The organism is uncultured Eubacterium sp. (assembly GCF_934561735.1).
In the GTDB taxonomy this organism is placed as follows: Bacteria; Bacillota; Clostridia; order Oscillospirales; family Acutalibacteraceae; genus Eubacterium_R.
In genome coordinates, this window is record NZ_CAKTGT010000007.1 from 25,124 (window position 1) to 38,531 (window position 13,408).

The window sequence follows — 13,408 nt, forward strand, 5'->3', positions numbered from 1 at the left end:
GTCTACCTCTTTTGTTGTATAATAAGCCTGTTAAGTTTGTATTTGCCGTTAATTAAAGTGCAGATTTAACAGCAAACAGGTATGGAGGACATTATGAATAATAAAGAAAAATATAATTTGTGGCTTACTTTTGATGAAAATACAAAAAAAGAACTTGAATCTGTCACCGATGAAAAGGAAATAGAGGATAGATTTTATAAAGATTTGGAATTCGGCACGGGCGGACTTCGCGGTATTATGGGTGCAGGAACAAATCGAATGAATTCGTATACGGTAGGCAGGGCGTCACTCGGATTTGCCAAATATTTGAAGGATAAGTATAACGGTGAAATCAGCGTTGCCATTGCATGCGATTCCCGTCTTAATTCAGGTGCGTTTGAGTGGGATAGTGCAAGAGTTTTTGCTTCTCAGGGCATTAAGGTTTATGCTTATGCCAAAATTGTTCCCGTTCCTATGCTTTCGTTTGCAACAAGATATTTGCATTGCAACGCAGGTGTAATGATTACTGCATCTCATAATCCAAAGGAATATAACGGTTATAAGGCTTACGACAACACCGGCTGTCAGCTTTGCACCGATGATGCAAAAGAAGTGCTCTCATACATCAATGCTATTGACGATTATTCATCTGTGTATAACGAAGTGAAAACTATTGAAGAATATATTGCCGACGGTATGATTGTATGCGTTTATGAGGAGCTTTTTGATGAGTTTATCAAGGCTGTAAAAACTCAGTCGCTTTATAATGAGCAAAGCGAATTAAAGATTGTTTACACTCCGCTTCACGGCACCGGCAATCTTCCTGTTCGTAAAGTGCTCGAGGGCAAAACGGTTTATATCGTTTCCGAGCAGGAAAAACCGGACGGTAATTTCCCGACGGTTGTTTCTCCAAATCCCGAGGACAGAAAGGCATTGACCCTCGGCATTGAACTTGCCAAAGAAAAGGATGCCGACATCGTTCTCGGTACAGACCCGGATTGCGACAGAGTAGGCGTTGCCGTAAAACACAACGGCGAGTATGTTCTTTTAACAGGTAACCAAACGGGTGCACTTCTCGTCAACTTTGTGTTGACTATGAATAAGGACAGCCTTAATTCAAAATCAACTCTCGTAAAAACTATTGTAACTTCCGAACTCGGAGCAAATATCGGCAGAAAGTTCGGCTTGCAGGTTGATGAAACCTTAACAGGCTTTAAGTACATCGGTGATAAAATCAATAAGTATGAGGAAACGGGCGATAAGGAATTTGTTATCGGCTACGAGGAATCATACGGTTATCTCGTCGGCACTCACGCAAGGGATAAGGACGGCGTTGTTTCTTCAATGCTTGTTTGCGAAATGGCGGCTTGGTACAAAAATCAAGGCAAAACCCTTGTTGACGGCCTTAATGATATTTATGACGAATACGGCTACTATCTTGATTATCTCGACAGCTTTGTGCTTAAAGGTAAGGACGGTGCCGATAAAATTCAAAATCTTATGGTGACATTTAGAGAAAAGGGCAAAAACCTTTTGCCTGATATTAAGGAAATCGTTGACTTCAAGGACGGTATCCGTGATTTGCCAAAGGAAAATGTGCTCAAGTATATTTTCACGGACGGTTCGTGGATGGCAGTTCGCCCAAGCGGTACAGAGCCAAAAATCAAGGTTTACTATTCAATCGTAGACCCCGATAAGAGCAATGCAAAGGCTCGCCTTGAAGAAATAAGACAAACAATTTCATCAATAATAAATGCGTAGAGGTAACTATGGATAGAGTACAGAAATATATAGAAAATGTCCTTCAACCTAAAATTCAGGGTGACGGCGGCTGGATAGAGTTTGTTTCTCTTGACGGCAACGAACTTACCGTTATATTCAGGGGCGAATGTTCAAAATGCCTTATCCTTGACAGATGCGTTGCTTGGATAAAGGAAGAAATCAAAAGAGATTGCAAAAAGACGGTTAACATTACCGCAATTCGCAAAAAACCGTATTTTCAGGATGTGTAAGGAGGACGCACTATGGCACATATAAAGGTTGTTCGACGCTCTATGCGTCCCGAAGAGTGGACCGATTTGCGTTTCGGTTGGCTCAAAAGACATATTTATTCCTCAAAGTGGGAAATCACAAATTTGATGATTAAGGATGCCCGTCAGGTGTCCGAAATGGAGTTTGAATATTACAGCGATGAATACAGACCGCTTCAAAAGGGCGATATGTATTTTACCCCTGACGGCACGGCATTTATCAAGGCTGATGTTGATATTCCAAAGGAACTTCAGGGCAAGGAACTTTGGCTTTCGCTCAAAACCGCTGCGGAAATCTGTGTTAAAGTCAACGGCAAATATGTCGGCGGCGTAGACCCTAACAGAGAGAGAATGCTCCTTTCTCCTTATGTTGACGATACAAAAACGCTTCATTTTGATATGATGGGCTATAACCGCTCAAAGCCTGATGATGAGCGTAATCCCGAAAGTCTTTCGGTTCGCGGCTGCCGTCAGATTTTTGAGGGTGCATATATTTGCACGGTTAATCACGAAGTTCAGGACTTGGTATGGGATTTTGAACTTCTTTTGGATATTGCAAAATCCGATTTGTTTAATGAGGATTACCGTGATTTTCTTAATCGTGAACTTAACAACGCTATGAACTTCATTGATTTTGACAGTGATGAGCTTACAGGCGTTACGGAAGCTAAGAAATATGTAGACGAGGTTATCTACGCAAACGACACTTATAAGGGCACGGGTGATGTCGCACTTATCGCACACTCTCACCTTGACATTGCATATTATTGGCGTAGAATTCACGCTGTTCAAAAGAATTTGCGTACTGTGCTCATTCAGCTTCGCCTTATGGATAAATATCCTGATTTTAAGTACACTCACACTCAACCGTATGTGTACGAAACACTTGAAAAGTATTATCCCGATGTATTTAAGGAACTTCAGCAAAAGGTTAAAAACGGTCAGTTTGAGCCTGTCGGTGCAATGTATGTTGAACCGGATTGTAATATTCCGTCTGCCGAAAGTCTTATCCGTCAATGCCTTTACGGTCAAAAAACTTATAAGCGAATGTTCGGCAAATATGTCAACAACGCTTGGTTGCCTGATGTTTTCGGCAACAGCTGGATTATGCCGCAAATCCTTAAAAAGAGCGGTGTTGATTACTTTGTTTCAAACAAAATGTCAACTTGGAACGATACAAATCGTTTTCCTCATAATAACTTTATATGGAAGGGTATTGACGGCAGCAGCGTTTATGCCTGTGTTCCGCCTACCCATTTTATTACTTGGAATGCACCTTCTCAAATTCAGGAAAACTGGGAGGCTTATATAGATAAGGACCAAGGCGGTCAAACTATGAATATGTTCGGTTACGGTGACGGCGGTTCGGGCTGTACCGAAGAAATGATTGAGCTTATGCACCGCTTTGACAAACTTTCCGTTATGCCAAAATGCGAGCATATGGGCGGCGCAGAATTTCTTGAAAAGAACCTTAAAGATAATAAAAATCTTCAAACTTGGGACGGCGAACTATACCTTGAAATGCACCGTGGCACGTTTACCACAAAAAGTAACTTGAAGCAAAAAAACAGACAGCTTGAATTCAAATTCAGAACTGCCGAAATGCTATCTGTTCTTCGAGGTGAGGATAATCAAGGTCAAATCACCGAACTGTACAAAAAGTTCCTTGTCAATCAGTTCCACGACATTCTCCCGGGTTCTCATATTCACCCTGTTTATGAGGACGCAATGGCTGATTATACCGAAATTGAAACTGCTCTTGATGAAATCATCGGCACAGGCTCAAAGTACTTCAATACCCTCAATTTTGAGAGAAATGCACTTGCTTTTGTGCCAAATAAAAACGGCTCTGCAACCCGTCACGGAGCAAAGGGAAATTGGCTTGTTCCGTCAATTTCTGCACTTTCGTCAAAGACCTTGCGTGCCGCAAAGCACAGCGATGATTGGTTTACTTATGAAAACGGCACAATTACAACACCGTTTTATACCGCAAGCCTCAATTCCGACGGCTCTTTCTCATCACTTTTTGACAACGAACTTTGCAGAGAATGGACAGACGGTGACTTCAATAAATTAAAGATTTATACCGACAATCCGGGTAACTACGACGCTTGGGATATTCTCCCTAACTATAAAGATAAGCAAATCGAAATCAAGGTTGACGAACCGCTTGCAATTTGCGAGCAGGACGGCGAGTGCGTAACTCTCAAAACCGTTTTGTCAACGGAAAAATCTTCGTGGACAATGCTTGTTCGTTTCTTCCGTCAAAGCAGGGGAATAGAGGTTGAAAATCAGGTTTCTTGGCACGAAAAGCACAGACTTGCAAAGGTTGAATTCACTTCAAATATCCTCACACGCAAGGCACTTTGTGACACATCGGCAGGCTTTATCGAGAGAGAAACCAATAAAAATACTTCGTGGCAGCAGGCAAGGTTTGAAACCTGTCATCACAAGTGGTGCGATATGTCGGAAACAGGTGCGGGTATTTCCCTTATCAACGAGGGTAAGTACGGCGTGGGTTTTGATGAAAATACAATGAGTCTTTCGCTTCTTCGTGCAACAATCCGCCCGGATGTAACTTCCGATATGGGCGAGCATGATTTTTGCTATATGATTATGCCTCATAGCGGTGACGCTGTTTCTGCCGATATAAACAAGATTGCACTTCAATACAATGTGCCGCTTGTAAAGGCTGATGTTGAGTGGAATTTGCCTACATTTGAACCGCTTTATCTTCAGGCTGTTAAAAAGTCTGAGGACGGCGATATGACTGTTGTCAGATTGTCCGAGCAAAACGGTACAAGAGGTGAAATTAAACTCGACAGAACCGTTAAACTCCTCAATATGCTTGAAGAGAAAATCGGCGAAACCGATACAATCAAGTATTCACCGTTTGAAATTATAACATTGGGAGTTTGATTATGCCGACTTCGTTAACAGTAGGCATTGTTGTTGCCGTGATTATTGTTCTCGGAGTAATAGTATTCCCGATTGTCAATAAGCACCAACTAAAAAATATGCCTTATGACCAGCAGATAAGAATAATTATGAAAAGTGCCGATAAACTGCACTATTTTAAAAATATTTCAAACGGCACAAAAGGTACGCTGATTTATGTAAAAAATAAGCGTAAAATTCTTGCGTATCCGTGGGTGCTTATAGACGGTAAAATGCTTTGCACAAAGGCAAATCCGTTTGACAAATGGGATTATCCCGAAGAACAACCGCCTTTTACCGATGAAGAAGTGCAAACAGCACTTGAGGAGCTTGAAAAATACAATAAGCATTCCGCGGTAAAACTATATTTACAGGACACAAAATGATATGAATTTGCCAAATGACGCAAAAATGTTAATATCTCTGTTTGAGCAAAACGGTCACTCTGCCTACGCTGTGGGCGGTTGTGTCCGTGATGCTCTTATGGGCGTTGCCGAAAAAGATATTGACATAACCACATCTGCCACTCCTGAGCAGACAGAGCGGATTTTGGCAAACAACGGCATAAAGTTTATAGAAACAGGCATAAAGCACGGCACGGTTACGGCACTTGTTAAACACATTCCGTATGAGATAACCACATTTCGTACCGAGGGCAAGTATGCCGATAACCGCCACCCCGACAGCGTTAAGTTCGTTGATGATGTTAGGCTTGACCTTGCCCGCCGTGACTTCACTATGAACGCAATTGCATATAACGACACGGTCGGTTTTGTTGATTGCTTCGGCGGTGTTGATGATATAAAAAACAAGATTATTCGTGCCGTCGGCAATCCGAACAAAAGGTTTGAAGAAGATGCACTCCGAATTATGCGTTGTATTCGCTTTGCTTCTGTTCTCGGTTTTGATGTTGAAGAACACACTGCAAAAGCCGTGCACGATAATAAAGAATTACTGAAAAATATTGCTGTTGAGCGTATTTATGTTGAGCTCGTTAAACTTCTAATGGGCAAAAATTGTGAGCGTGTTTTGCTGGAATACAAGGATGTAATCGGCGTGATTATTCCCGAACTTGTGCCGACTTTTGATTGCCGGCAGGTTAGCAAATGGCATATTTATGATGTTTACACCCATATTACAAAATCGGTTGCGGTTGCACCGAAAAAGGACTATATTCGTCTTGCACTTCTTTTTCACGATATAGCAAAGCCGCAAACCAAAACAACGGACGAAAACGGCAACGACCATTTTAAATTCCATGGCTTTGAGGGTGAAAAAATAACCGCAACGGTTCTCAAAAGGCTAAAGGTCAGCAACGATGTTTTCAACAAGGTCACAATGCTTGTAAAATATCACGATGACCACATCACAACAAAGCATAAGAATATCAAAAAATGGCTTCGTGTTTTCGGCGAGAATATGATTTTTGATTATATAGATTTGAAAATTGCCGACCTTTCAACGCATAATCTCACCTATGCACAGGAGGAAATTGATACTCTTTACAAAATCAGAGAGATCACCGCACAGGTTATCGCATCGGGTGAGCCGTATCGGGTGAGCGACCTTGCAATTACCGGTAAGGATTTGATTGCACTCGGCTATCAAGGCCACGAAATCGCAGAAGAACTCGATTTTCTTGTAAAAATCGTATCGGGCGACCCTAATTGTAATACAAAAGAAAAACTAATTCGTCAGGCTGATATTGATAAATCATTAACTGATTAAGGCTCCTCTTGTCGCAAGGGGAGCTGTCTGCATCTTGTATGCAGACTGAGGGGTTAACAACGCTTAATACCCGTAGGGGAGGATATCATCCTCCCGCAGGCTAATTCGTCAAACTCTTTCAGACATAAAAAGCAACGCTTGACACCCGTAGGGGAGGATATTATCCTCCCTCAGACGAACACAGACATACAAGCACAAACAAAAACTCTACGATACCGAAATATCGTAGAGTCATTTTTATTTTGTATAGAACAATGTTTCTCTCGGTGTCCGTGAAAATCTGTACACCGAATATTCAATTCCGAGTGCCAAATAAATACACAACGAACTTGAACCGCCTGCCGAGAATAAAGGGAGCGTGATACCGATACACGGCAAAAGCGACAGTTCCATGCCGACATTTACAAGTATCTGTGCAAACAGCATAACTGCAATGCCTCCGCACATCAGGTATCCAACATTATCTCTTGCATTCATAGCGATTTTGATAACTCTCAAAACAAGGAAGAACAAAATCAGCAGGGCAGCCATTGTGCCCACAAATCCAAATTCTTCACCTGCAACGGTAAGCACCATATCGCTTTCGTTAACAGGAACCGCACCGCTTTGCGTCATATTTCCGTGCAAAAAGCCTTGCCCGAAAAGTCCGCCCGAACCCATTGCGATTTTGCCGTTTATTTGCTGATACATAGCGTCTGCGTATTGTTCAGGGTAGAACAAAGCAACGATTCTCTGCCTTTGAATACCGTCAATTATACCCACTTTCCAAGCAACCGCAAAACCAACGAATATCGCACAAAAACCTGCAATGAAGTATCCGATATTAACTCTTGACAGGAACAGCATACCGATGAACATAACGAGGAAAATAAGTGCCGAGCCTGCGTCACCCGTAAGCAGTACAAGACCGACAGGAATTGCACCGTGGATTACAAGCGGAATAATCGTTTTCAGCTTATTTATTTTATCTCTGACCAAATCAAGATGGTAGGAAAACGAAATAATAAATCCTACTTTCATCAGTTCTGACGGTTGAAAATAAAAGACTTTGAGGTCAATCCAGCATTTTGAATCGGGTCGTGATTCGGGTGCAACACCGAAGAAAAAAGTAAATATCATCAGCCCGACACAACCGGCGGCGACAATCGGCCACAACTTTGATATAACATCATAGTCGATGTTTGAAACTGCAATAGAAATAACAAAGCCGATTATAATCGAAACAAGCATTGACCTTACATCACTTGATATAACTTTTCCGCCTGAAAGTGAAGAATACGATGCACTGTACACAAGCATAAGTCCGTAGATTGATGCCGCAAGTGCCGTAAACATAGTTAAAAAGTCCGTGCCTTTAATCATGTTCCATATTGAATTTCTCCGTTTTAATCTGCCGGAGTCAACTGCTAAAGTTGCCATCGCACTCCTCCTTTCGCAGTAATATATTTATTATATTATGTATTCTCCTATTTTTCAATATAAATAATAAATTTTTATGTTGGAATGTTTTACAATATGTGTTATAATATATTGCACTAATACATATGGAGAGATTATTATGCTCACAGATATTGAAATTGCTCAAAACGCAAAAATGAAGGATATTAACGAAATTGCCGCTTCTCTCGGCATTTCGTCTGATGAAATAGACCCTTACGGTCACTATAAAGCAAAAATTTCCGATTCTGTTATGGAAAGATTAAAGGATAAAAAGGACGGCAAACTTATTCTCGTAACCGCTGTAAATCCCACTCCGGCAGGTGAGGGCAAAACAACGGTTTCTATCGGCCTCGGCGAAGCTATGAGTCAAATCGGCAAAAAAGCTATTATCGCACTTCGTGAGCCGTCACTCGGTCCTGTCTTTGGCATCAAAGGCGGTGCGGCAGGCGGCGGATATTCGCAGGTTGTGCCTATGGAGGATATCAATCTTCACTTCACAGGCGATATGCACGCAATCACATCGGCAAACAACTTGATGTGTGCAATGCTTGACAATTCTATTCAGCAGGGTAATGAACTCAATATTGACCCAAGAAGAATTCAGGTTAAGCGTTGCCTCGATATGAACGACCGTGCACTTCGTAATATTATCAATTCGCTTGGCGGCAAACTCAACGGTATTCCTCGTGAGGACCATTTTTGCATCACTGTTGCAAGCGAGGTTATGGCGATTCTTTGCCTTGCCTCCGATTTGTTTGATTTGAGAGAAAGACTCGGCAATATTCTTGTTGCTTACACATTTGACGGTCAGCCTGTTTATTGCAAGGACATCAAGGCAAACGGAGCAATGACTGTTCTCCTCAAGGAGGCTATCAAGCCAAATCTTATTCAAACTCTTGAAAATACGCCTGCAATTATGCACGGCGGTCCGTTTGCAAATATTGCACACGGCTGTAATTCCGTTCGTGCCACAAAAACAGCACTCAAACTTGCGGATTATACAATTACCGAAGCAGGTTTCGGCTCTGATCTCGGTGCTGAAAAGTTTATGGATATTAAGTGCCGTTTTGCCGGCTTAGCTCCGTCTTGCGTTGTTTTGGTTTCAACCGTTCGTTCAATGAAATATAACGGCGGCGTTGCAAAGGATGACCTCAAGGAAGAAAATCTTGAAGCACTCAAAAAGGGTAGCGTAAACCTCGGTGCTCATATCGATAACCTTAAAAAATTCGGCGTTCCCGTTGTTGTTGCAATCAATCATTTCTATGCCGATACCCAGGCAGAAATTGATTATATCGAGCAGTATTGCAAGGAAAAAGGCGCTGATTTTGCAGTAACCAAATGCTTTGCCGAGGGTGGCAAGGGCGGAACTGAGCTTGCTCAAAAGGTTGTTGAGGCTTGCGAAAAGGAAAATAACTTCCATTGCCTTTATGACCTTGATATGCCTGTTTATGAAAAAATCGAAACCATAGCAAAAGAGATTTACGGTGCAGACGGCGTAGATTATACAAAAGAAGCAAAGACGGCTATTGATGAATTTGTTAAACTCGGTGCCGATAAAATGCCTGTTTGTATGGCAAAAACACAGTACAGTTTATCGGATAATCCAAAGCTTCTCGGTAAGCCGGAAAACTTCAGAATAACCGTTTCTTCGGCTTCTCTTTCAAACGGTGCCGGCTTCATCGTTTGTCAAACAGGTTCAATTATGACAATGCCGGGACTTTCAAAATCTCCTGCCGCTTACAGAATTGATATTGATGAAAACGGCAATACGGTAGGTCTTTTCTGATGAAAGAGATTGTTACTCATAGCTATGAAGAAACGCTTGCTATGGCGAGCGATTATGCCAAAACATTGCCAAAAGGCAGTGTGATTGGCTTTGTCGGCGGACTCGGTATGGGCAAAACAGCTTTTACAACGGGTTTTGTAAAAGGACTTGGCATCAATGCCGATGTGTCCTCACCAACCTTTGCCATATGTAATGATTATATCGGCAAAAATGCAAGGGTTTATCACTTTGATATGTATAGGGTTGAAAGCTGGGATGACCTTTATTCCACAGGCTTTTTCGATTACCTCGAAACGGATGCCTATATCCTTGCCGAGTGGAGCGAAAATATTTTTGGTGCTCTGCCCGATGATGCCGTTATTATAGAAATAGAAAAAATTGATGAAAATACCCGTAGGTTTATTTTCAAATCAAAATCAGATTATATCGAGGATTGATATGCTTTTATCAATGGATTCAAGTGCCGTCACAGCTTCCGTTGCTTTGACTGACGGCGATGAAATTATAAAAAGTGAATTTGTAAATTCGGGGCTCACTCATAGCGAAACATTGCTTCCTATGATTACAAGAGTTATGGACGGTTATAAATACAGCGAACTTGACGGAATTGCAATTACAGCAGGTCCGGGTTCGTTTACAGGTGTTCGTATCGGCGTCGCAACCGTCAAAGGCCTTGCGTTTAATGATGATATTCCGTGTTATTCCGTTTCAACATTGGAGGCAATAGCGTATAATTTTGTTGATGAAAATGCTGTTGTTTGTGCTGTTATGGATGCAAGAAGGATGCAGTTCTATAATGCTTTGTTCAGAGTTCAAAACGGTAAGGTTGAGCGTCTTTGTGATGATAGGGCAATTTCTATCGAAGATTTACGAAACGAGCTTAAACAGTACGATAAGGTTATTATCGCCGGTGACGGAGCAAATCTCTGCTTCCGAAATATCGAACTTGAGAATTGCTCTCTTGCCGATGATGACAGAATTTATCAAAATGCCATAGGCGTTGCCAAGGCGGCAAAAAATAAAAATGCAATCTCTCCAAAGGCACTTATGCCTGTTTATTTAAGACAGAGCCAAGCCGAAAGAGAATTGAAATTAAAATTAAAAAGATAAGGAGAATAATTATGACAATAGTTTTAGGTTCGGACCACGCAGGTTTTCCTCTTAAAGAGGCTGTTCGTGCTCATTTTGAAGAAAAGGGGATTGACTATATCGATGTGGGTTGTTATTCTCCGGAAAGATTTGATTATGCCGTTTCGGCTCAAATCGCATGTGATAAGGTGTCTGCTGGTGAAGCCGATATGGCAATTCTTTGTTGCGGCACGGGTGTTGGCATTTCTATGGCGGCAAATAAGGTAAAGGGTATCAGAGCTTGCTGTTGCAGCGATTATTTCAGTGCAAAGTTCACTCGACTTCACAACGATGCAAACTGCCTTTGCATGGGTGCCCGTGTAATCGGTGAGGGCACAGCACTTGAACTCGTTGATGTGTTTATCAACACAAAGTTTGAGGGCGGCCGCCATCAAACAAGAATTGACCAAATTACAGCTATCGAAAACGGCGAAAAATTATATTAATTCAAACCTTTTTAGGCTCCTCTTATGTAAGGTGATTCCCCCGTTAATCGGGGGAAATGTCTGCAACGCAGACAAAAGGGGGCGTCTACGCAGTAAAGCTGTCGTACTTTATGACGACTGAGAAAATAAAAGGAATAACCTTCGGCATTTCGTTATAAAAAACAACCCCGTAGCTTCATTGAAACTACGGGGTTTTATGTTTGTTTAGTTTATGACCATCTCATCGCTTTGATACTGAAACCGAGCGAGCTGTCAAGCCTGTTCTTTTGAATGACAGCCACAACGCTTGATTTGTCGCAACCCGAAACACTTGCGGTAATTTTATAGTAGTTGTTGTTATTCTTTTGAGAATATTCTTCAACCTTTGTAATGCTTACTTTTTGCTTTTCGTTTTCCGCACCCGGAATGGTGAAAGTATCGTTTTCGGAATTGTATGTAATTGAACTGTTGCTTCCGCATTCGTTTTTGAAGTTAACAACAGTTTGTCCAAAGTATTTAAAAAGTCCGAGAACTATTGTACCAGATGCGTATGTCTTTGTGTTGAGGTTTTCTCTTTGAGCCATCCACACAGCAGCGTGTTTTGCTGCTTCAAGCGGAACACCGCTTGAGTTTTCGTAGTTTGAAGAGTAGATACCTGGAACATCAAGCATAGCTTCAATAACTTTTATTTCGTCTTCGGTAAAAGAGGCACTTTTTGTGCTGTCGTCAATTTTTGGCACTATGTCTTTGGATGGGTCAACCGTTGTGATTTCCGTTGTTGATTCTTCAGGAAGAGTAACGATTGTGGTTTTGTTTGAACCGCCCGAATTGTTTGAATTGTTTGAATTGTTTTTCTTTGTTGTGGTTGCTACCGTAACCGGATTCTTATGCTTGTCGGTAACAATTTCGCCGTTGTCGTCAACTTTAACGGTTATTTTGTTGCCCTTTTTATCGGTCGTTTCCTTGTACATTACCTGAGTTGTTACAGGTTTTCCGTCTTTGTCCGTAACCGTTTCTCCGTTTTTGTCGGTTACAACTTCTTCTGCAATTTCAAAGCTGTCCTGGTTGTTTATCAATCCGTCAACCGCTGTGGTTGCAGCTGTTTTTTCGTCATTTTTGGATTTTGAGCAACCTATCATTGCAACAGAAACCGCTATTGTAGTCGCAAGAACTACCGCTATTGCTTTTCTCATTTAAACACCTCTTGTGTAATTGTTTAGTTAAATTATAATTAATTTGCTCATTTTTGTAAATACCTCTCAATGAATTCAAAACAAATATTTATAATTTGGTAATAATGTTTACGATTAATTCACAACTTAATAATTTTGTTTGGTATAATATGTAATACAAACAAAAAGGAGGCGATAAATTTGAAAAATTCAAAGGTTATAGCATATTCCGGTGTAGCAACGGCTCTGTCGGTTGTTATGCTCTTTTTAGGCTCGATTGTTTGGGTGCTCGGTTACACTATGCCTCTTGTTGCAAGCCTTATTATGATTGTGCTTTTGGAGTCGGTTTCAAAAAAGAGTGCATTGCTTACTTTTGTGTCAACTTCCGTTATTTCTTTTATTCTTCTGAATGATAAAGAATGTGTGCTCCTTTATGTATTGTTTTTTGGCTATTATCCATTAATCAGAGATAAACTTAATGATATAAAACCAAAACTTATGTCGTATCTTCTAAAATTCGTTAGTTTTAACGCCGCAATGGTTCTCACTCAAATTTTATGCGTTTATGTATTCGGCATACCGTTTGATGATATGCTCGGTAAGTGGGGGATTGTTGTATTTGCACTTTGCCTAAATCTTGTTTTTATTGTCTTTGACAAGCTGTATACTTTACTCCTTAGACTGTATAGAATTAAGTTAAAGAAAAAAGTTGAAAAATATATAAAATAATCAAATATTTTGTTGAATTATAAGTAATGATTTTGTATAATAAACTATATATTA

12 protein-coding genes are annotated in these 13,408 nt (G+C 40.9%); 10 read left to right on the forward strand and 2 right to left on the reverse strand.

Annotation, left to right across the window (positions count from 1 at the left end; all coding sequences use genetic code 11):
- The first annotated feature begins 93 nt into the window (after positions 1-93).
- Genes Q0E08_RS06680 through Q0E08_RS06700 form a run of 5 tightly spaced genes read left to right on the forward strand, consistent with a single transcriptional unit; the run spans position 94 to position 6,674 of the window.
- Positions 94-1,740, forward strand: a complete 1,647-nt coding sequence (locus Q0E08_RS06680) for a phospho-sugar mutase (RefSeq protein WP_294778238.1) — start codon at positions 94-96, stop codon at positions 1,738-1,740.
- 8 nt (positions 1,741-1,748) lie between these two features.
- On the forward strand, positions 1,749-1,991 hold the full coding sequence (locus tag Q0E08_RS06685; protein WP_177665312.1) for a NifU family protein: 243 nt from the start codon (positions 1,749-1,751) through the stop codon (positions 1,989-1,991).
- A 12-nt stretch (positions 1,992-2,003) separates the two neighbouring features.
- The gene (locus Q0E08_RS06690) at positions 2,004-4,928 is read left to right on the forward strand and encodes a glycoside hydrolase family 38 C-terminal domain-containing protein (protein ID WP_294778240.1); all 2,925 of its coding nucleotides are present in this window, start codon (positions 2,004-2,006) and stop codon (positions 4,926-4,928) included.
- A gap of 2 nt (positions 4,929-4,930) precedes the next feature.
- Positions 4,931-5,332: a hypothetical protein gene (locus tag Q0E08_RS06695; RefSeq protein WP_294778242.1), complete on the forward strand. Its 402-nt coding sequence runs from the start codon at positions 4,931-4,933 to the stop codon at positions 5,330-5,332.
- Between the two features lies 1 nt (position 5,333).
- Positions 5,334-6,674 carry a CCA tRNA nucleotidyltransferase gene (locus Q0E08_RS06700; protein ID WP_294778244.1) on the forward strand — a complete coding sequence of 447 codons (1,341 nt, stop codon included), beginning with the start codon at positions 5,334-5,336 and terminating at the stop codon, positions 6,672-6,674.
- Between the two features lie 237 nt (positions 6,675-6,911).
- Here Q0E08_RS06700 and Q0E08_RS06705 read toward each other — a convergent pair whose 3' ends face one another.
- Complete coding sequence (locus Q0E08_RS06705; protein ID WP_294778246.1) at positions 6,912-8,093, reverse strand: FtsW/RodA/SpoVE family cell cycle protein; 1,182 nt, start codon at positions 8,091-8,093, stop codon at positions 6,912-6,914.
- A gap of 139 nt (positions 8,094-8,232) precedes the next feature.
- On the opposite strand from Q0E08_RS06705, the gene Q0E08_RS06710 reads away from it, so the two are divergent.
- Genes Q0E08_RS06710 through rpiB form a run of 4 tightly spaced genes read left to right on the forward strand, consistent with a single transcriptional unit; the run spans position 8,233 to position 11,474 of the window.
- The gene (locus tag Q0E08_RS06710; protein WP_294778248.1) at positions 8,233-9,900 is read left to right on the forward strand and encodes a formate--tetrahydrofolate ligase; all 1,668 of its coding nucleotides are present in this window, start codon (positions 8,233-8,235) and stop codon (positions 9,898-9,900) included.
- Positions 9,900-10,337, forward strand: coding sequence for a tRNA (adenosine(37)-N6)-threonylcarbamoyltransferase complex ATPase subunit type 1 TsaE (gene tsaE, locus Q0E08_RS06715; RefSeq protein ID WP_294778250.1), 438 nt, complete (start codon positions 9,900-9,902; stop codon positions 10,335-10,337). The genes Q0E08_RS06710 and tsaE overlap by 1 nt, the downstream gene beginning before the upstream one ends.
- Position 10,338: 1 nt before the next feature.
- Positions 10,339-11,010 carry a tRNA (adenosine(37)-N6)-threonylcarbamoyltransferase complex dimerization subunit type 1 TsaB gene (tsaB, locus tag Q0E08_RS06720; protein ID WP_294778252.1) on the forward strand — a complete coding sequence of 224 codons (672 nt, stop codon included), beginning with the start codon at positions 10,339-10,341 and terminating at the stop codon, positions 11,008-11,010.
- Between the two features lie 11 nt (positions 11,011-11,021).
- Complete coding sequence (gene rpiB / locus Q0E08_RS06725) at positions 11,022-11,474, forward strand: ribose 5-phosphate isomerase B (RefSeq protein WP_294778254.1); 453 nt, start codon at positions 11,022-11,024, stop codon at positions 11,472-11,474.
- 209 nt (positions 11,475-11,683) lie between these two features.
- Here the strand turns inward: rpiB and Q0E08_RS06730 are convergent, their stop codons facing one another.
- Positions 11,684-12,646, reverse strand: a complete 963-nt coding sequence (locus tag Q0E08_RS06730; protein WP_294778256.1) for a hypothetical protein — start codon at positions 12,644-12,646, stop codon at positions 11,684-11,686.
- Between the two features lie 180 nt (positions 12,647-12,826).
- Between Q0E08_RS06730 and Q0E08_RS06735 the strand changes: the two genes are divergently transcribed.
- A complete protein-coding gene (locus Q0E08_RS06735; RefSeq protein ID WP_294778258.1) occupies positions 12,827-13,354 on the forward strand; it encodes a hypothetical protein in 528 nt (175 codons plus the stop codon).
- Positions 13,355-13,408: the final 54 nt, after the last annotated feature.

Coding starts and splice junctions, on each gene's coding strand:
- Q0E08_RS06680 (WP_294778238.1), top strand. CDS start 94: ATGAATAATAAAGAAAAATATAATTTGTGGCTTACTTTTGATGAAAAT.
- Q0E08_RS06685 (WP_177665312.1), top strand. CDS start 1,749: ATGGATAGAGTACAGAAATATATAGAAAATGTCCTTCAACCTAAAATT.
- Q0E08_RS06690 (WP_294778240.1), top strand. CDS start 2,004: ATGGCACATATAAAGGTTGTTCGACGCTCTATGCGTCCCGAAGAGTGG.
- Q0E08_RS06695 (WP_294778242.1), top strand. CDS start 4,931: ATGCCGACTTCGTTAACAGTAGGCATTGTTGTTGCCGTGATTATTGTT.
- Q0E08_RS06700 (WP_294778244.1), top strand. CDS start 5,334: ATGAATTTGCCAAATGACGCAAAAATGTTAATATCTCTGTTTGAGCAA.
- Q0E08_RS06705 (WP_294778246.1), bottom strand. CDS start 8,093: ATGGCAACTTTAGCAGTTGACTCCGGCAGATTAAAACGGAGAAATTCA.
- Q0E08_RS06710 (WP_294778248.1), top strand. CDS start 8,233: ATGCTCACAGATATTGAAATTGCTCAAAACGCAAAAATGAAGGATATT.
- tsaE (WP_294778250.1), top strand. CDS start 9,900: ATGAAAGAGATTGTTACTCATAGCTATGAAGAAACGCTTGCTATGGCG.
- tsaB (WP_294778252.1), top strand. CDS start 10,339: ATGCTTTTATCAATGGATTCAAGTGCCGTCACAGCTTCCGTTGCTTTG.
- rpiB (WP_294778254.1), top strand. CDS start 11,022: ATGACAATAGTTTTAGGTTCGGACCACGCAGGTTTTCCTCTTAAAGAG.
- Q0E08_RS06730 (WP_294778256.1), bottom strand. CDS start 12,646: ATGAGAAAAGCAATAGCGGTAGTTCTTGCGACTACAATAGCGGTTTCT.